This is a genomic window from Streptomyces coerulescens, assembly GCF_042657965.1.
Classification (GTDB): domain Bacteria; phylum Actinomycetota; class Actinomycetes; order Streptomycetales; family Streptomycetaceae; genus Streptomyces; species Streptomyces coerulescens.
The window spans coordinates 491842-510204 of the sequence record NZ_JBHSKM010000002.1; the positions used below are offsets into that span (position 1 = coordinate 491842).

At 71.6% G+C, this 18363-nt stretch carries 16 protein-coding genes; 12 read left to right on the forward strand and 4 right to left on the reverse strand.

What is annotated here, in order from left to right; translation table 11 throughout:
• The first annotated feature begins 111 nt into the window (after window positions 1–111).
• The 5 genes from ACFPQ9_RS03745 to ACFPQ9_RS03765 all read left to right on the forward strand — a co-directional run bounded on the left by ACFPQ9_RS03745 (window position 112) and on the right by ACFPQ9_RS03765 (window position 5597).
• A complete protein-coding gene (locus ACFPQ9_RS03745; protein WP_380848381.1) occupies window positions 112–537 on the forward strand; it encodes a MarR family winged helix-turn-helix transcriptional regulator in 426 nt (141 codons plus the stop codon).
• A 7-nt stretch (window positions 538–544) separates the two neighbouring features.
• Window positions 545–1315: an IclR family transcriptional regulator gene (locus tag ACFPQ9_RS03750; protein WP_380846412.1), complete on the forward strand. Its 771-nt coding sequence runs from the start codon at window positions 545–547 to the stop codon at window positions 1313–1315.
• Window positions 1316–1496: 181 nt separating this feature from the next.
• Window positions 1497–2690, forward strand: coding sequence for a sensor histidine kinase (locus tag ACFPQ9_RS03755; RefSeq protein WP_380846415.1), 1194 nt, complete (start codon window positions 1497–1499; stop codon window positions 2688–2690).
• The gene (locus ACFPQ9_RS03760; protein WP_380846418.1) at window positions 2687–3355 is read left to right on the forward strand and encodes a response regulator; all 669 of its coding nucleotides are present in this window, start codon (window positions 2687–2689) and stop codon (window positions 3353–3355) included. Before ACFPQ9_RS03755 ends, ACFPQ9_RS03760 begins: the two co-directional genes overlap by 4 nt.
• A 130-nt stretch (window positions 3356–3485) precedes the next feature.
• The gene (locus ACFPQ9_RS03765; protein WP_380846421.1) at window positions 3486–5597 is read left to right on the forward strand and encodes an MMPL family transporter; all 2112 of its coding nucleotides are present in this window, start codon (window positions 3486–3488) and stop codon (window positions 5595–5597) included.
• On the opposite strand, the gene ACFPQ9_RS03770 is transcribed toward ACFPQ9_RS03765, so the two are convergent.
• Window positions 5569–5856 carry a DUF1905 domain-containing protein gene (locus ACFPQ9_RS03770; RefSeq protein ID WP_380846423.1) on the reverse strand — a complete coding sequence of 96 codons (288 nt, stop codon included), beginning with the start codon at window positions 5854–5856 and terminating at the stop codon, window positions 5569–5571. The genes ACFPQ9_RS03765 and ACFPQ9_RS03770 overlap by 29 nt on opposite strands.
• Before the next feature lie 212 nt (window positions 5857–6068).
• On the opposite strand from ACFPQ9_RS03770, the gene ACFPQ9_RS03775 reads away from it, so the two are divergent.
• The gene (locus tag ACFPQ9_RS03775; RefSeq protein ID WP_380846426.1) at window positions 6069–7463 is read left to right on the forward strand and encodes a glycoside hydrolase family 16 protein; all 1395 of its coding nucleotides are present in this window, start codon (window positions 6069–6071) and stop codon (window positions 7461–7463) included.
• 167 nt (window positions 7464–7630) lie between these two features.
• On the opposite strand, the gene ACFPQ9_RS03780 is transcribed toward ACFPQ9_RS03775, so the two are convergent.
• The gene (locus tag ACFPQ9_RS03780) at window positions 7631–8071 is read right to left on the reverse strand and encodes a GerW family sporulation protein (RefSeq protein WP_380846429.1); all 441 of its coding nucleotides are present in this window, start codon (window positions 8069–8071) and stop codon (window positions 7631–7633) included.
• 49 nt (window positions 8072–8120) lie between these two features.
• Entirely contained in the window at window positions 8121–8783 is a 663-nt protein-coding gene (locus ACFPQ9_RS03785) for an ArsR/SmtB family transcription factor (RefSeq protein ID WP_380846431.1), read from the reverse strand.
• An 87-nt stretch (window positions 8784–8870) separates the two neighbouring features.
• Between ACFPQ9_RS03785 and ACFPQ9_RS03790 the strand changes: the two genes are divergently transcribed.
• Complete coding sequence (locus ACFPQ9_RS03790) at window positions 8871–10229, forward strand: MBL fold metallo-hydrolase (protein ID WP_380846434.1); 1359 nt, start codon at window positions 8871–8873, stop codon at window positions 10227–10229.
• Window positions 10226–11482, forward strand: coding sequence for an MFS transporter (locus ACFPQ9_RS03795; protein WP_380846437.1), 1257 nt, complete (start codon window positions 10226–10228; stop codon window positions 11480–11482). Before ACFPQ9_RS03790 ends, ACFPQ9_RS03795 begins: the two co-directional genes overlap by 4 nt.
• Before the next feature lie 58 nt (window positions 11483–11540).
• Here ACFPQ9_RS03795 and ACFPQ9_RS03800 read toward each other — a convergent pair whose 3' ends face one another.
• Window positions 11541–12440, reverse strand: a complete 900-nt coding sequence (locus ACFPQ9_RS03800) for a helix-turn-helix domain-containing protein (protein ID WP_380848384.1) — start codon at window positions 12438–12440, stop codon at window positions 11541–11543.
• A 186-nt stretch (window positions 12441–12626) separates the two neighbouring features.
• On the opposite strand from ACFPQ9_RS03800, the gene tkt reads away from it, so the two are divergent.
• From tkt to opcA, 4 genes are read left to right on the forward strand one after another with little or no spacing between them, the layout of a single operon-like run.
• The gene (tkt, locus tag ACFPQ9_RS03805) at window positions 12627–14702 is read left to right on the forward strand and encodes a transketolase (protein ID WP_380846440.1); all 2076 of its coding nucleotides are present in this window, start codon (window positions 12627–12629) and stop codon (window positions 14700–14702) included.
• 18 nt (window positions 14703–14720) lie between these two features.
• Entirely contained in the window at window positions 14721–15893 is a 1173-nt protein-coding gene (gene tal / locus ACFPQ9_RS03810; RefSeq protein ID WP_380846443.1) for a transaldolase, read from the forward strand.
• The gene (zwf, locus tag ACFPQ9_RS03815) at window positions 15890–17428 is read left to right on the forward strand and encodes a glucose-6-phosphate dehydrogenase (protein ID WP_380846446.1); all 1539 of its coding nucleotides are present in this window, start codon (window positions 15890–15892) and stop codon (window positions 17426–17428) included. The genes tal and zwf overlap by 4 nt, the downstream gene beginning before the upstream one ends.
• Window positions 17425–18360, forward strand: coding sequence for a glucose-6-phosphate dehydrogenase assembly protein OpcA (gene opcA, locus ACFPQ9_RS03820; protein WP_380846449.1), 936 nt, complete (start codon window positions 17425–17427; stop codon window positions 18358–18360). The genes zwf and opcA overlap by 4 nt, the downstream gene beginning before the upstream one ends.
• Window positions 18361–18363 lie beyond the last annotated feature (3 nt).

Sequence of the window (18363 nt, forward strand, 5' to 3'; positions counted from 1 at the left end):
TGAGTGCGGTACGTCCGCACGCCCCACCACTCCGGGGCCTCGACCAGGGAGCCCGCCATCGCCAGTCGGCAGACCACGAACCCCGCACCGATCGACGCCGACGAGCCGTGGATGCGCGGACTGCACGCGGACACGGGCTATCTGCTCTACCGCCTCGGCCTGCGCTCCGGTCAGCTGTTCAACTCCTTCCTCCAGGAGTCGGGGCTGCGGCTGCGTCACTACGCGGTGCTGCGCTTCCTCGCCACCACCCCGGGCGCGCTCCAGCGCGAGCTGAGCGCCTCGCTCGGCTACGACCCGAGCGCGATCGTCGGCCTGGTCGACGACCTGGAGAAGTTGGGCTTCGCCGAGCGGCGCCCCTCCCCCGACGACCGGCGCAGCCGGATCATCGTGCTGAGCGAGGGCGGCCGGGCGTTCCTGCGGGACACCGACGAGGCCGGGCAGCGCGTCACCGACCAGCTGGTCGGGCCGCTGGACACCGATGAGCGCGAGCAGCTGCACACGCTGCTCCAGAGAATCGCCGAATCCGGGCTGGGGTGACGACGGCGTGGCATCCGTGCCGGCCCACACGCGTTCCGCGCCCGACCGGCTGCTGTCGGTGCTCGGGGCCTTCGACCTGGAGCACCCGGCGCTGTGTCTGACCGACATCAGCCGGCGGGCCGGGCTGAGCCTGAGCACCGCACACCGGCTGGTGGCCGCGCTCACCGAGTGGGGCGCGCTGGAGCGGGACGACTCCGGGCTGTACCACGTCGGGCTGCGGCTGTGGGAGCTCGCGGCACTGGCGCCACGGGGGTTGGCGCTGCGGCAGGTCGCACTGCCGTATCTGGAGGACCTGTACGAGGCGACGCACGAGAACGTGCAGTTGGCGGTCCAGGACGGGTCCGAGGTCGTCTACATCGAGTGGTTGTCGGGGCGGTCGGCGGTCGGGGTGCACATCCGCGTCGGGGCACGCTGGCCCCTGCATGCCACGGGCGTCGGGCTCGCCCTGCTCGCGCACGGCGACGCCGGCTTCCAGGAGGAGTACTGCGGCGGTCCGCTCGCCGCCTTCACGCCGTACACCGTCACCGATCCGGCCGGGCTGCGCCGCATGCTGGCCGAGGTGCGCCGCACGGGGGTGGCGGTCAGCAGCCGCCAGGTCACCGACGACGCGCTGTCCGTGGCCGCTCCGGTGCGCGGGCCGGGCGGGGCGGTCGTCGCCGCCGTGTCGGTCGTCGTACCCCAGGCGGACGCCCAGGTACCGGTACTGGCACCGGCGGTGCGGCTGGCGGCGCGGGGGATCTCGCGGGGGTTGGGGTGGCAGCCGCAGAAGGGGACGTAGGGGCAGGCCGAGTCCGTCGTCCGCGGCGTTCAAGGGGCGCGGGGAACTGCGCGACAAGCCACAACGAACCCGCAGGCACCCGACGGCCCGGCGCCCCCGGCCGGATATCCCTCTCACCGGTGAGGACGGGGCCGGAGCGCTCTCGCGATACTGAAAGCGCCCTTGCCTCGAGGAGCCGCCCGTGTCCGCTCGTTCCTGGATCTCCCCCGTCGCCGAACGTCTGCGCACCGCCAACCCGTACGCCGTCGACTCGGCCTTCGCCGCGCTCGTACTGTTCGCCGTCTCGTTGCAGTGGATCTTTCCCGACGAGGGCGGCGACCGGCTGACCTGGCAGGGTTGGCTGATCGGTGCCGCGACGGCGGTGCCGCTGGTGTGGCGGCGCAGGGCGCCGTTCGCGACGGCGTGCGCCGTGTCGGTGGCCACCCCCGCGCAGGCCCTCTACCACGCGCCGCCGCCGGATGTGGTGTACGGCGGCATGGTCGTCCTGTACACGATGGCCGCCCTCGGCAAGCCGTGGCAGCGGCGGGCGATGCTGGTCGGCTGGCTGGCCGGCGTCTCGCTGACGATGATGCACAAGGAGGAACCGCAGCCCTTCGAGTACGCCTTCCAGTTGCTCAGCGTGGTGTGCGCGTACGGCTTCGGCGTGCTCGCGCGGGTGCAGCGGGCGTACACCGCGGAGCTGGAGGACCGGGCCCGGCGACTGGAGCGGGAGCGCGCCGCCGACACCGCTCGGGCCATCGCACAGGAGCGGTCCCGGATCGCCCGGGACATGCATGACGTCCTCGCGCACGCGGTGAGCCTGATGGTGGTGCAGGCCGAGGCCGGACCGGTGGTGGTGCGCAGCGATCCGGCGCGCGCGGAGGCCGCGTTCGACGCGATCGCGGGGGCCGGGCGGGACGCGATGGCCCAGCTGCGCCGGATCCTCGGTGTGCTGAAGGAGCCGCAGGGCAACGGCGGTGCGTGGCGGCTGCCGCAGCCGGGCGTGGCCGAGCTGCCCGGCCTGGTCAGACAGGTCGGCGAGTCAGCAGGACTGCGGGTGGAGTTGCGCACCTCCGGCACGCCCCGTCCGCTGCCCCAGGACACCGAGGTCGCCGCCTTCCGTGTGGTCCAGGAGGCCCTCACCAACACCGTCAAGCATGCCCGGGCCGGCTCCGCTACGGTCGAACTCGACTGGGCGGAGGACGAGTTGACACTGACGGTCACGGACGACGGGCAGGGCCCGGGCTCCGGCCACGGCGGGCACGGACTCATCGGCATCCGGGAGCGGGCCGCGGCCTGCGGGGGCAGCGCGCGGGCGGGGCGCGGACCGGAGGGCGGTTTCCGGGTGGTCGTACGGCTGCCCGCGGCCGTCGACCGGGAGGCGGCCCTGGGATGAGCATCCGGGTGGTGGTCGCCGACGACCAGGAGCTGGTGCGGGCCGGCTTCAGCATGATCCTGGAGGCGCAGGCGGACATCGAGGTGGTCGCGGAGGCCGGCGACGGCGCCGACGCGGTCGCCGCGGTGCAGCGGCACACGCCCGACGTGCTGCTCCTGGACATCCGGATGCCGGTCATGGACGGTCTGGAGGCGGCCCGGCGGGTGTGCGGGCAGTCGAGCTGCAAGGTGGTCATGCTGACCACGTTCGACCTGGACGAGTACGTGTACGAGGCGCTGTGCGCGGGAGCCAGCGGCTTTCTGCTGAAGGACGTGCGGCGCGACGACCTCGTGCACGCCGTGCGGGTCGTGGCGGCCGGGGACTCGCTGCTCGCGCCCACGGTGACGCGGCGGCTGGTCGCGGACATCGTGCGGCGCCGCCGTGAGGAGGCCGCCGCGGAGGCCACCCCGCAGCGGCTGGACGTCCTGACGGCGCGCGAGGTGGAGACCCTGCGGCTGCTGGCGCGCGGGCTGTCCAACTCCGAGATCGCCACAACCCTGTTCGTCAGCGAGCACACGGTGAAGACCCATGTCAGCAATGTGCTGAGCAAGCTCGCTCTCAGGGACCGGGTGCAGGCGGTGATCTGCGCCTACGAGACCGGGCTCGTGACCCCGGGATCCCCTTAGCGAGTGAGATCCGGGCGCCCCTCCCCCGTGCGACGGAGGCCCGTAAACCGCTCCCACCGGCGATCCGGTGGCCACCCCCGGGGCGTGAGCCTGAGGGCGATGGCAACCGACCGTCCTGCCAGGAGGGACCGTGCTCACCACGCTCGCCCGGGCGGCTACCCGCCGCCCACTCACCGTCATCGCCCTGTGGGTGCTCTTCCTGCTGCTCGGCTTCGGCCTCGGGACGGGCGTCTTCAACCGCCTCACGGACAATGTGGCCGACGTCCCGGGCACCGAGTCCGAGGCCGCCGCACAGTACCTCGACCGTGCCGACCCCTCCGGGGAGTCGATCACCGGTGTCGTCGAGGGCACCGCCGTCTCCGACCCCGCGCTGCGGGCCCAGGTCGAGCGGGCCGTCGCCGACGTGCGGTCCATCGACGGGGTGGCCGCCGTGCCCGACCCGTACGCCACCCGTGGCCTGACCGCCGAGGACGGGCGCGCCCTGATCATCCCGGTCGCCATCGAAGGGGGCCTCGACGGCGGCGACGAGGAGGACGCCGTCGACGCGGCGGCCGAGCGGATCCGGCAGATCGACGCGCCCGAGGTGCATGTCAGCGGCGGCTCGTTGCTGGGCACGCAGATCGCCGAGCGGGCCCAGGAGGACGTACGGAACGCGGAGTTGATCTCCCTGCCGGTCGTACTCGCCCTGCTGCTGGTGGTGTTCGGCGGGCTGCGTGCGGCGGCGCTGCCCCTGGTGATCGCGGTCAGCGGGATCGCGGGGGCGTTCCTCGGGCTGTTCCTGTTCAGCGAGGTCACCGACATCTCGGTGTACGCGATCCAGGTGACCACGATGCTGGGGCTCGGACTCGCCGTGGACTACGCCCTGTTGATGGTGGTCCGCTTCCGCGAGGAGCGCCGCGGCACCGAGGACGTGGCTCGGGCCGTGGAGCGTACGGTCGCGGCGGCCGGCCGTACCGTGCTGTTCTCGGGGCTCACGGTCGCGGTCAGCCTGACCGGGCTGCTGGTGTTTCCGAGCGTGTTCCTGCGGAGCATGGGGCTCGCCGTGGCCGCGGTGGTGGTGGTCGACATGCTGGCCGCGCTGACGCTGCTGCCGGCGCTGCTCGCGAGGTTCGGCGGGAAGATCGCCCCGGCGAAGGTCCGGCCGGAGGGCGAGGAGGGTCGCGTCTTCGCCCGCCTGGCCCGCTTCTCGGCCCGCCGCCGGGTCGCCGTGGTGGCCACCGTCGTACCGGTCCTGCTGGTGCTGGCGCTGCCCGTCACCGGTATCACGATCAATCTCGGCGACGCCAAACAGCTGCCTGCGAGTACCGAGGCACGGCAGCTGTACGACACCATGAACGCCCATTTCCCGCCCGGGACCGGTGTCTCCCCGATCTCCGTGGTGATGAAGCCGGGCACGGACTCCGCGACCGTCGAGCGGATCCGGGCGTTGTCCCCGACGGCCGAGTCCCATGCGTTGCCGGGCGGGGCGACGGTCCTGCGGGTCCAGCCGCCGGGCAGCGTCGACGGCGCGGAGGCCACCGCGCTGGTCCAGCGGATCCGGGACGTGCGCGGCGACGAGCCGGTCGAGGTCGCCGGTCCGGCCGCGCGTCTGGTGGACTTCCGGGAGATGCTCGCCGAACGGGCGCCCTGGGCGGCGGTCACGGTCCTGGTCGGCATCTTCGCCCTGCTCTTCGCCTTCACCGGTTCGCTGCTGATCCCGCTGCGCACCATCCTGACGACTCTGCTCAGCCTGGGCGCCGCGCTCGGCGCGGTGGTGTGGGTCTTCCAGGACGGGCACCTGGCGGGGTTGCTGGGCGGCGAGGGCCTGGGCGCGCTGAGTCTTACGGCGCCGCCGCTGATCGTGGCGATCGCCTTCGGACTGGCCATGGACTACGAGCTGTTCATCCTGGCCCGGATGCGCGAGGCACGGGAGCTCACCGGCGACGACCGGGAAGCCGTGGTCACCGGCCTGCGCCGCTCCGGCCGCGTGGTCACCTGCGCGGCACTGCTGCTCGCGGTGGTCTTCGGCGCCTTCATGACCGGCGGCTTCGCACCCATCCTCCAGATCGGCCTGGGCCTGACCCTCGCGGTGCTGATCGACGCGACGATCGTACGGATGCTGCTGGTCCCGGCGACGATGGCCCTGCTCGGCCGCCGCGCCTGGTGGGCCCCGAAGCCGCTGCGCCGGGCACACGACCGGTTCGGACTGCACGAGGAGGCCCCGGCGCCGGTGCCTACAGGCGCACGGTCATCTTCACGGTGACCTCGTCGCCGGCCCCGAGCCCCTGCGGCCCCCGTACCGCGTTCTTCAGCGGCAGCAGGTAGCCGCCGTCCTTGGGAAAGAGAGACGTCTCGAAGGCGATCTCGCCGACTCGGGCCTCGACGGGGATCACGCCCCAGCCGTAGGTGGCCATCGCGGCCACGTCGCGGATGTCGGCGGACTCCTCGTCGGGGATCCGGACGAAGTAGTAGGGCGCCGGTCCGCGCCATTCGATCACCGAGCCGGTGAAGGCAAGTTCCATGGAACCTCACCCTAGCTCCGGGACCCGGCTGCCTTCACGGAGTGAACTTCCCTGGGGTGCAAGGGATTTCCCTGCTCTATGGCTTGACGACCGCAACACCGGGGAGGACATTGGCGGCACTCTGAGAGCGCTCTCAGGTTCGCACAGTGGTCCAGGACCTCGAGGGCACCCAGCTCCCCCCCCACTTCCGTACACCGAGAGGCAGCACCCCCATGAGTGACCCCTCCGGCATACACCGCAGACCCCGCTCCCCTAGACGCGCGCTGCTGGCCGTGCTCGGCACGCTCGGCCTGGTGGCGGCCGCTGTCACCGTCGCCGTTCCGTCCGCCAACGCCTCCGCGCCCCCGCCTCCTTCGGGCTGGACGCAGGTCTTCCTGGACGACTTCCAGGGCGCCGCCGGCTCCGGCGTGAACACCTCCAACTGGCAGTACGCGACCGGCAAGGGCTATCCCGGCGGCCCCGCGAACTGGGGCACCGGCGAGATCGAGACGATGACGAGCAGCACGGACAACGTCTCGCTCGACGGCAACGGCAATCTGCGCATCACGCCCCGCCGGGACGCCGCCGGCAACTGGACCTCCGGGCGCATCGAGACCAACCGCACCGACTTCCAGCCCCCGGCGGGCGGCAAACTGCGCGTGGAGTCCCGTATCCAGGTGCCGAACGTGACCGGGGCCGGGGCCAAGGGGTACTGGCCGGCGTTCTGGATGCTGGGCGCGCCGTACCGCGGCAACTACTGGAACTGGCCCAGTGTCGGCGAGCTGGACATCATGGAGAACACCCAGGGGATGAACACGGTGTTCGCCACCATGCACTGCGGCACCTCACCGGGCGGCCCCTGCAACGAGACCAGCGGCATCGGCAGCAACACGACCTGTTCCGGCACGACCTGCCAGGCGGGCTTCCACACCTACCGGATGGAGTGGGACCGCTCGACGAGCGTCGAGGAGATCCGCTTCTATCTCGACGGCGTCAACTTCCACACCGTACGGGCCAACCAGGTCGACGCGACGACGTGGACGAACGCGACCAACCACGGCTTCTTCGTCATCCTCAACGTGGCAATGGGCGGCGGCTTCCCGGACGCCTTCGGCGGCGGCCCGGACGCCGGCACGCAGCCGGGCCACTCGATGGTCGTCGACTACGTCCAGGTGCTGTCCAGCGGGAGCGGCACCACACCCCCGCCGACGGGCAACCGTGACGCCTACAGCGCCATCCAGGCCGAGTCCTACGACAGCCAGGGCGGCGTGGGCACCGAGTCCACCTCCGACTCGGGCGGCGGGCAGAACATCGCCTCCCTCGCGAACGGCGACTGGGCGCTGTACCGGGGTGTCAACTTCGGTTCCTCGGCGGCCAACCAGTTCGTCGGCCGGGTGGCGAGCGGTGCGGCGAACGGCGTCAGCGGTCTGGTCGAGGTGCGCCTGGACAGCCGCGGCAACGCGCCCGTCGGCAGTTTCGCGGTGGGCAACACGGGCGGCTGGCAGGCGTGGCGGACGATCCCGGCCAACATCAGCGGCGTGACCGGCACGCACGATGTCTATCTCACCTTCACCAGCGGTCAGCCGGCGGACTTCGTGAACGTGAACTGGTTCAACTTCGGCCACTGAGCGCTGCGCGGGTAGAGCCGCGGCGGGCCGTCGGTCGTGTGCGGGTTCGTCGTGGCCGGCCGCGCCCACGCGACGGAGCCGCACATCGCCACAGCCCCGCGCCCCTTCGGGGCGCGGCCCCTCCGCCGGTGCCCCGCGAGGACGTCCTCGCGGGGCACCGGTGTGTCTCAGCGCCGCCGTCGCAGCGAGCGGACGGCCTTCGGAAGGGTGAGGGCAAGGGCGAGTGCGCCCAGGGGGAGCACGATGTCGCGCCAGGTGTCCCTGATGGGCCGGTAGGTGCTGACGCCGTCCCGGATCTCGATGTAGCCGAGGGGCCTGGCCTCGACGCCTCCTCCTCCGCCACCGCCGTCCCCGGCCTTGGCGCCCTCGACCGAGCGTCCCGCGCCGCCGCCGAAGCCGTAGGCGACCTTGGCGACCGGGATGACGGTGATGCCGTCGGCGGTGACGGCTTCGCCGTAGACGGCGGTGACGGAGGCACGGCCGCCGAGCTTCTCGGCGAGGCGTTCCAGGAGGGTGACGGAGGCGTGCGCGGCCGTGCCGTCCAGGTCGGTGGACGACACGGGCACGGCGTCTTCTTTGGCTTCTTTGTCTTCTTTGTGGGCGGTCATGCACGTTTCGTAGGCACACCGGATCCCCGTGTCAAGGGACCCCGCCGGTTCACGCCGCCCTCTCGACCGGCAGCTCCGCCAGCCGCCACTCCAGCATCCCGTCGGTGAGACGTACGGCGGTGCGGCCTCGCTCCCGCAGCAGTCGTACGGCGTCGTGGGCCAGGACGCAGTAGGCGCCCCGGCAGTAGGCGACGACCTCGGTTCGCTCGGGCAACTCGGCCACGCGCTCGGCGAGTTGGTCGACGGGAATGGACACGGCGCCCGGGATGTGGCCGGCCGCGTACTCCTCGGCCGGGCGCACGTCCAGGACGACGATCTCGCCGGCCGTCGCGCGGGCGAGCAGTTCCTCGCGGTCGACCGCCTCGGTGTCGTCGGCTCCGAGGTAGGCGGTGCGGGCGGGCTCGACGGCGGGCTGGTGGGCCTGGGCGACCTGGCGGAGCAGGGCGTACAGGGCGGCGACATCGGCGCCGGCCAGACGGTAGTGGATGCGTACGCCGTCGCGGCGGGTGGCGACCAGGCCGGCCTGCCGGAGGGTCTGGAGGTGGGCCGAGGCGGTGGTCAGGTTCAGGCCGGCGGCCTTGGCGAGGGCGTCGACTGTGCGCTCGCCCTGGGCCAGCAGATCGAGCAGTTCCAGACGTTTTCCGCTGCTCAGCGCCTTGCCGGTGCGGGCGAAGGCGTCGTACAGGGCGGCTTTGCGCACCACGTCTCCCATGGCTTCCTCCACAATTCCATGGAATATTGTAAGGGAAGGGTGGGCGTGGAAACCACCTGACTCGTAACGTGGCTTGTGGAGGACCCGATGGGCTTCGCCGACGATCATCTGATTCCGCTGGTCGACACCGGCCTCGGCAACAGCGCCTACCTCGTCGACCTGGGCGAGGGCCGCGCCCTGGCCGTGGACGCCTCCCGCGATCTGCGCGCGCTGCGTACCGAGGCGGAGCGGCGCGGGCTCACCGTCGCCTTCGCCGCGGACACCCATCTGCACGCGGACTTCCTCACCGGCGCGCTCCAGCTCGCGGCCGACGACGGGGCCACGGTGCTTGCCTCCGCCGCCGGACGCCGCGCCTTCGCGCACCGGGCCCTGTCCGACGGGGACGAGGTGGACCTGGGCGGGCTGACCCTGCGCGCGCTGGCCACCCCCGGTCACACGGACGAGCACCTGTCCTTCCTGCTCCTGGACGGGGCACGGGAGCTGGGGGTCTTCACCGGCGGTTCGCTGATCGTCGGCTCGGCCGCCCGTACGGATCTGCTCGGCGCCGACCGCGCACTGGAGCTGGCGCGTGCGCAGTACCGCTCTCTGCGTCGTCTGGCCCGGCTCCCGGACCCGACCCCGGTGTGGCCCACGCACGGCGCCGGCTCCTTCTGCTCCGCTCCCCCGGGCGCCGAGCGCACCACCACCATCGGCGCCGAGCAGCGGGCGAACGCCCTGCTGACCGCACCGGACGAGGACACCTTCGTACGTCTGCTCCTTGACGGACTCGGGTCCTACCCCGCGTACTTCGACCGGCTGGCGGAGGCCAACCGGCGCGGACCCGCGGTCCTCGACGCCGCACCGTCGCTGCCCGAGCTGGCCCCGGCCGACGTGCGCCGGCTGCTGGACACAGGCGCGCAGGTCGTCGACGTACGGTCGGTGCGGGACTTCGCCGCCGGCCACATACCCGGGTCCCTCTCCGTCCATCTGCGGGACCAGTTCGCCACCTGGCTCGGCTGGCTGCTGCCCGGGGACACCCCGCTCGTGTTCGTCACGGCTCCCGGCCAGGATCTCGCCGAACTCGCCTTCCAGGCCCTGAAGATCGGGTACGAGCGGCTGTGCGGGCGGCTGACGATGGACGCCTGGTCGGCGGACGGCGGCGAGCGGGAGACCGTGGAGCTCGTGGAGCCCGGACGCATCGACGACCGTGCGGTCCTGGACGTGCGCCAGCGGTCCGAGTGGGACGCCGGGCACATCCCCGGCGCGCTCGGCATCGAACTCGGCGACCTCACCGGCCGCGCGGACGAGGCGCAGGCGGGCACCGTGGTGCACTGCGCGCACGGGGAGCGCGCCATGACCGGGGCGAGCCTCCTTCAGCGCGGCGGCCACCGTGACGTCGCCGTCCTCGTGGGCGGCCCCGACGACTGGGCCGAGGCCACCGGGCGCCCGCTCCAGGAGGGCGCGTGACCACCCACACCCAGACCCGGGCCGTACGGCTCGGACTGCGCGCCAACCTGGCCCAGTTCAGCCTGCTCGTTCTCGTCAACGCCCTGGTGGGGGGCATGCTCGGCCAGGAGCGCACCGTGCTGCCGCTGCTCGCCGACGACGTCTTCCACCTGTCGGCCTACACGGCCGCCCTGACCTACATCCTGGCCTTCGGCTCGACGAAGGCGGTGACCAACTTCGTCGCGGGCACCCTCTCCGACCGGTACGGACGCAAGCCGGTGCTGGTCGCCGGATGGCTGATCGCGCTGCCCGTGCCCGCGATGCTGGCCTGGGGGCCGTCATGGGGCTGGATCGTCGCCGCGAACGTCCTGCTGGGCGTCAACCAGGGACTGACCTGGTCCACGACGGTCATCATGAAGATCGACCTGGCCGGTCCCGAGCGGCGCGGCCTGGCGATGGGCCTCAACGAGGCCGCCGGATACGGCGCGGTGGCCGCCACCGCGATGGCGACGGGGGCGATCGCGGAACACGCCGGACTGCGCCCCGAGCCCTTCCTGCTGGGCGCCGCGTATCTCGTCCTGGCCCTCGGCCTGTCCGTGTTCGCCGTTCGCGAGACCCGCGAACACGCCCGGGCCGAGGCCGCACAGCATCCCGTACAGGCCCTGGAGGAGCGGGAGTTGACGACCGGGCAGATCGCCCGCCGGACCAGCCTCGGCGACCGGGCGCTGTCGGCGGCCAGCCAGGCGGGCATGGTCAACAACCTCAACGACGCCCTCGCGTGGGGCGTCTTCCCCCTGCTGTTCGCCGCACACGGGCTGTCGGTCGCGCAGATCGGCCTCCTCGCGGCCCTCTATCCGGCGGTGTGGGGAGCGGGGCAACTGGTCACCGGGTGGTGGTCCGACCACGTCGGCCGCAAACACCTCATCACGGCGGGCATGCTCCTCCAGGCGGCCGCGATCGCCCTGGTCGCCGAGGGAACGACGTTCCCGGCATGGGCAGCGGCCCAGGCCCTACTGGGCCTCGGCACCGCCTTGGTCTACCCGACCCTCCTGGCCGTCATCGGCGACGTGGCCCACCCGGCCTGGAGGGCCCGAGCGGTCGGCGTGTACCGACTGTGGCGCGACGGAGGGTTCGCGGTGGGCGCGCTGCTGGCGGGAGTGCTGGCCGACGCCTACGGGCTGACGACAGCGATCTGGACGGTAGCGGCACTGACAGCGGCTTCGGGACTGATAGTGGCGACACGAATGTACGAAACCCGCCCGACAACCCCCTAGGGGCGCGGGGAACTGCGCAAGCCACGACGGCGCCGCAGACGTCGGACGATCGGTGTGTTCAACGAAGCTCCGCCCGGAACCCCGCCGGCGTGACCTCCGTGTGCTGATGGAAGAACTTGGAGAAGTTCGCGGCGTCCGGAAACCCGACCGCCGCCCCCACTCTCCCGATCGGCATGTCCGTGTGGGCCAGCAGCCGCTTCGCCTCCAGGATGACCCGCTTGTCGATGAATCCCTTGGGCGTTTCGCCGGTGGCGGCGCGGACCGCACGCACCAGAGTCCGGCGCGAGTACCCGAGCTGGTCGGCGTACGCGCTGACGCTGTGGTTCGTGGCGAACCCCCGCTCCACCGCGTCCCGGAAGAGCGTGAACGTCGTGTCGCCCTGGTGGCGCTCCGCCTCCGCCGAGCTCGCCGCGAGATGGGCGAGGCGCAGCAGAAACGCCGTCAGTGAGTGCCGCAGCACCGCCGTGTGCAGGGTCAGCGGCAGCGTCGTGCTGTCCTCGTACTCGCGTTGCAGCTGGGCGAGGGCCGAGCGCAGGGCGGGGAGCTGGGACTCGTCGGGGTGGAGCAGGGGCGGCAGGTCGTAGCGGTACAGGCCGGTCGCCTCGACCGTGGCGCGGGGCAGGAAGCCGGGCTGCATGGTCAGGACGGTGCCGCGGTAGTCGTCGGTGCCGGAGAAGCGGTGGACCTGGCCGGGGCGGATCCACAGCAGGTCGCCGGCGTTCGCCTCGTACTCGGCGAAGTCGATCATGTGCCGCACGGGCCCCTCGGTGAAGAGCATCACGACGTGGAAGTCGATGCGGTGCACCCGCTCCAGCGGTGCGTCGGTGGCGTGCCAGGTGCGGCCGGCGCCCATCCGGCCCACCTGCATGCCGACGCCGAGGACGCTCAGGTCGGCCGGGAAGGGAAACGTCCGTATCGCGTCGCCCCCTTGAGCGCCCGCGTCCGCGATATCCGCCATTTCCACCATGTCCGTCTCATGCCGTCTCACCCGTGCGCACCCCTTGCTCAGCCGTGCGCGGCGCGCCTCGCGGTGTCCCATTTTCACCACAGCGTGACACACGCCGACCTTCCCTCTCAAAAGTCAGACTTTTACTTTTGAACGCGTTGGACCAGCCACTTCGCTTCGATCGAGGACTTTTTGAAGATGAGCACGCAGACCCCGGCCCCCTTCGAATGGACCGAACTCGACCGGCGTGCCGTCGACACGGCCCGCCTTCTCGCGGCCGATGCCGTGCAGCGGGTCGGCAACGGCCACCCGGGCACGGCGATGAGCCTGGCGCCCGCCGCGTACACGATCTTTCAGAAGGTGATGCGGCATGACCCCGCCGACCCGGAGTGGACCGGGCGCGACCGCTTCGTCCTCTCCCCCGGCCACACCTCGCTGACCCTCTACACCCAGCTCTTCCTCGCCGGGTACGAGCTGGAGCTCGACGACCTCAAGTCGTTCCGGACACAGGGTTCGAAGACGCCGGGTCACCCCGAGTACGGCCACACGGCGGGCGTCGAGACGACGACCGGACCGCTGGGCCAGGGTGTCGCGAACGCCGTCGGGATGGCGATGGCCGCCCGCTACGAGCGCGGCCTGTTCGACCCGGACGCCCCCGAGGGCGAGTCCCCGTTCGACCACACCATCTGGGCGATCATCTCCGACGGCGACCTGGAGGAGGGCGTCTCCGCCGAGGCCTCCTCGCTCGCCGGCCACCAGAAGCTCGGCAATCTGGTCTTCCTCTACGACGACAACCACATCTCCATCGAGGGCGACACCGCGACCGCGTTCTCCGAGGACGTGCTGAAGCGCTACGAGGCGTACGGCTGGCACGTGCAGCGGATCGAGCCGGAGCTCGGCGGCGACGTCGACGTCCACGCGCTGTACGCGGCGCTCAAGGCGGCGCAGGCCGAGACCGGGCGTCCCTCGATCATCGCGATGCGCACGATCATCGCCTGGCCCGCCCCGAACGCGCAGAACACCGAGGCCTCGCACGGCTCCGCCCTCGGCGACGACGAGATCACCGCAACCAAGCGTCTGCTGGGCTTCGACCCCGAGAAGTCCTTCGAGGTCGCGGGCGAGGTCCTCGCACACGCCCGCCGTGCCCTGGACCGGGGTGCCGAGGCGCACGCCGCCTGGGACAAGCGGTTCGGCGCCTGGCGCGCCGCTGCCCCCGAGCGCGCCCGTCTCTTCGACCGGATCGTCGCCGGCCAGCTCCCCGAGGGCTGGGAGTCCGCGATCCCGGTCTTCGAGGAGGGCAAGTCCGTCGCGACCCGCGCGGCTTCCGGCCAGGTTCTTCAGGCGCTGGGCGCGGTCCTTCCCGAGCTGTGGGGCGGCTCGGCCGACCTGGCCGGCTCCAACAACACCACCATCGACAAGACGAGTTCGTTCCTGCCCAAGGGCAACCCGCTGCCGGAGGCCGACCCCTACGGCCGCACCGTCCACTTCGGCATCCGTGAGTTCTCGATGGCCGCGGAGATGAACGGCATCGCCCTGCACGGCAACACCCGTATCTACGGCGGCACGTTCCTGGTGTTCTCCGACTACATGCGCAACGCCGTACGCATGTCGGCCCTGATGCAGCTGCCCGTGACGTACGTCTGGACGCACGACTCCATCGGCCTGGGCGAGGACGGCCCCACCCATCAGCCGGTCGAGCACCTGGCGTCGCTGCGTGCCATCCCGGGCCTGAACATCGTGCGCCCCGCGGACGCCAACGAGACCGCGGTCGTCTGGGCCGAGATCCTGCGCCGCCACTCCACCGACCCGGCGCCGCACGGCCTGGCGCTCACCCGCCAGGGTGTGCCGACGTACGCGCCCAACGCCGATGCGGCGAAGGGTGGTTACGTCCTTCAGGACTCCTCCACCGGCACGCCGGACGTCGTTCTCCTCGCGACCGGCTCCGAGGTCCGGCTCGCCGTCGCCGCGCGTGAGGCTCTGGAGGCCGAGGGGATCGGTACCCGGGTGGTGTCGATGCCGTCCGTGGAGTGGTTCGAGCAGCAGCCGCGGGAGTACCGCGACAGCGTCCTGCCGCCCGCCGTGAAGGCGCGGGTCGCCGTCGAGGCCGGCATCGGGCTCACCTGGTACCGGTTCGTGGGCGACGCCGGACGCATCGTCTCCCTGGAGCACTTCGGCGCCTCCGCCGACGCGAAGACCCTGTTCGCCGAGTACGGCTTCACCCCCGACAACGTAGCGGCCGCAGCCAAGGAATCGCTTGCCGCCGCCCGCGGTTGACCTGAACGCAGAAAGAAGATGATCACTGTGACCACCGAAGCAACCGCGACCGCGGGCACGCTGAAGCGCCTCTTTGACGAAGGCGTCTCGATCTGGCTGGACGATCTGTCGCGCACGCGGATCGAGTCCGGCAACCTCGCCGAACTCATCGCGGACAAGAACGTCGTCGGCGTCACCACCAACCCGTCCATCTTCCAGGCGGCCATCGGTTCCGGCGAGGGCTACGAGGAGCAGCTCGCCGACCTCGCGGTGCGGGGCGTCACGGTCGACGAGGCCGTGCGCATGATGACCACCGCCGACGTCCGTGCCGCCGCCGACATCCTGCGGCCCGTGTACGACGCCACCGACGGCCGCGACGGCCGGGTCTCCATCGAGGTCGACCCGCGCCTCGCCCACGACACGACGGCCACGATCGCCGAGGCCAAGCAGCTCGCCTGGCTGGTCGACCGCCCCAACGTGATGATCAAGATACCGGCCACCCGGGCCGGCCTTCCGGCGATCACCGAGGTCATCGGCCTCGGCATCAGCGTCAACGTCACGCTGATCTTCTCGCTCGAGCGCTACCGCGAGGTCATGGACGCCTACCTGGCCGGTCTGGAGAAGGCCTCCGCGAAGGGCCTGGACCTGTCCGCCATCCACTCCGTGGCGTCCTTCTTCGTCTCCCGTGTCGACGCCGACATCGACAAGCGGCTGACGGCGATCGGCACGGACGAGGCCCTCGCGCTGAAGGGCCGCGCCGCGCTCGCCAACGCGCGCCTGGCCTACGAGGCGTACGAGGATGTGTTCGGCTCCGCCGGCGGCTCCACGCCGTCGGGAGCCCGCTGGACGGCCCTGACCGGCGCCAGGGCCAACAAGCAGCGCCCGCTGTGGGCCTCGACAGGCGTCAAGGACCCCGCTTACAAGGACACTCTGTACGTGGACCAACTGGTCGCGCCCGGCACCGTCAACACGATGCCCGAGGCCACCCTGAACGCCACCGCCGACCACGGCGGGATCACCGGCGACACGGTGACGGGCGGCTACGCGCAGGCCCGTGCCGACCTGGCCGCCGTCGAGGGGCTCGGTATCTCCTACGACGAGGTCGTCACCCGGTTGGAGCAGGAGGGCGTCGCCAAGTTCGAGGTGGCGTGGCAGGACCTGTTGGACGCCGTCAAGAAGTCGCTCGGCAGCAAGGGAGCTGACGCAGAATGACCTCCTCCGACTGGGACTGGGACAACCCCCTGCGCGACGCGCGGGACCGCCGTCTCCCCCGTATCGCGGGCCCGTCCGGGCTCGTCATCTTCGGGGTGACCGGCGACCTGTCCCGCAAGAAGCTGATGCCGGCCGTGTACGACCTCGCCAACCGAGGCATGCTCCCGCCGGGCTTCTCGCTCGTCGGGTTCGCCCGCCGGGACTGGGAGGACGAGGACTTCGCGCAGATCGTGCACGACTCGGTGCGTGAGCACGCCCGGACCGAGTTCCGTGAGGAGGTCTGGCAGCAGCTGTCCGAGGGCATGCGGTTCATCCCCGGTGACTTCGACGACGACACGGCGTTCGACCGGCTGCGCCAGACCGTGGAGGAGCTGGACAAGGCACGCGGCACCAGCGGCAACTACGCCTTCTACCTCTCCGTACCGCCGAAGTTCTTCCCGAAGGTCGTGCAGCAGCTGAAGAAGCACGGCCTGACCGACGCCCCCGAGGGGTCCTGGCGGCGGGCGGTGATCGAGAAGCCGTTCGGCCGTGACCTGGCGAGCGCCCGGGAGCTGAACGCGATCGTGCACGACGTGTTCGACCCGGAGCAGGTCTTCCGGATCGACCACTACCTCGGCAAGGAGACCGTCCAGAACATCCTGGCGCTGCGGTTCGCCAACCAGATGTTCGAGCCGATCTGGAACCGGTCGTACGTCGACCACGTGCAGATCACGATGGCCGAGGACATCGGCATCGGCGGCCGTGCGGGCTACTACGACGGCATCGGCTCGGCCCGTGACGTCATCCAGAACCACCTGCTGCAGCTGATGGCGCTGACCGCCATGGAGGAGCCGGCCGCGTTCGACGCCGCGTCGCTGCTGACCGAGAAGCTGAAGGTGCTCAGGGCGGTCAAGGTGCCGGAGGACCTCGGCGAGCACACCGTGCGCGGGCAGTACGCGGCGGCCTGGCAGGGCGGCGAGAAGGTGCCCGGGTACCTGGAGGAGGACGGCATCGACCCGGGCTCCAGGACCGACACGTACGCGGCCGTTCGGCTGAACGTGGACAACCGGCGCTGGGCGGGCGTGCCGTTCTACCTGCGCACCGGCAAGCGGCTCGGGCGGCGGGTCACGGAGATCGCGGTCGTCTTCCAGCGCGCGCCGCACTCCCCCTTCGACTCCACCGCCACCGAGGAGCTCGGCCAGAACGCCGTCGTCATCCGGGTCCAGCCGGACGAGGGCATGACGGTCCGGTTCGGCTCCAAGGTGCCGGGCACCTCGATGGAGATCCGGGACGTGACGATGGACTTCGCCTACGGCGAGTCCTTCACGGAGTCGAGCCCGGAGGCGTACGAGCGGCTCATCCTGGACGTCCTCCTCGGTGACGCCAATTTGTTCCCCCGTCACCAGGAAGTGGAAGAGTCCTGGAAGATCCTCGATCCGATCGAGGAGTACTGGGACAAGCACGGCAGGCCGGCGCGATACGCGTCCGGGAGCTGGGGACCCGAGGAAGCCGACGAGATGCTCGCACGAGACGGACGGAGCTGGCGCAGGCCATGAAGATCGACCTGAGCGACACCACGGCAAGCAAGATCAACAAGGCGCTGGTGCAGGGCCGCCGCGCGATCGGCACGCCGGCCGTGGGCATGGTCCTGACGATGGTCATCGTCACGGACGAGGAGAACGCCTACGACTCGATCAAGGCGGCCGAGGAGGCGTCGCACGAGCACCCGGCGCGCACCCTGGTCGTCATCAAGCGGCACGCCCGCACCCCGCGCGACCGCACCCGCTCCCACCTCGACGCCGAGGTCCGGGTGGGCGCCGACGCCGGCACCGGCGAGACGGTGATCCTGCGGATGTACGGCGAGGTGTCCGACCACGCCGACTCGGTGGTGCTGCCGCTGCTGCTGCCGGACGCGCCGGTCGTGGTGTGGTGGCCGGTGGACGCGCCGGAGAACCCGTCGAAGGACCCGCTGGGCGCGCTGGCCCAGCGCCGGATCACCGACCTGTACACCACCGAGAGCCCGCTGTCGGACCTGGAGGTGCGCGCCCGCTCCTACGCGCCGGGTGACACCGACCTCGCGTGGACCCGGCTCACCCCGTGGCGGTCCATGCTCGCCGCGGCCCTGGACCAGGCGCGGGTGCCGATCGTGTCGGCGGTCGTGGAGGCCGAGGCCGACAACCCGGCCGCCGAGCTGCTGGCGCGCTGGCTGGAGGCCCGGCTGCACGTCAGCGCCGAGCGGGTCGTCACCGCCGGACCGGTCGTCACGGGCGTGCGCCTGGGCACCGAGAACGGCGAGATCGTCATCGACCGCCCCGAGGGCCCGCTGGCCACGCTGTCCCTGCCGGACCAGCCCTCGCGGACCCTCGCGCTGAAGGTCCGCACCACCTCCGAACTGATCGCCGAGGAGCTCAGGCGCCTCGACGCCGACGAGATGTACGCCATCGCCCTGCGGGGCGAGGCCGGCAAGGAGACCTCCTCCCATGTCTGACTC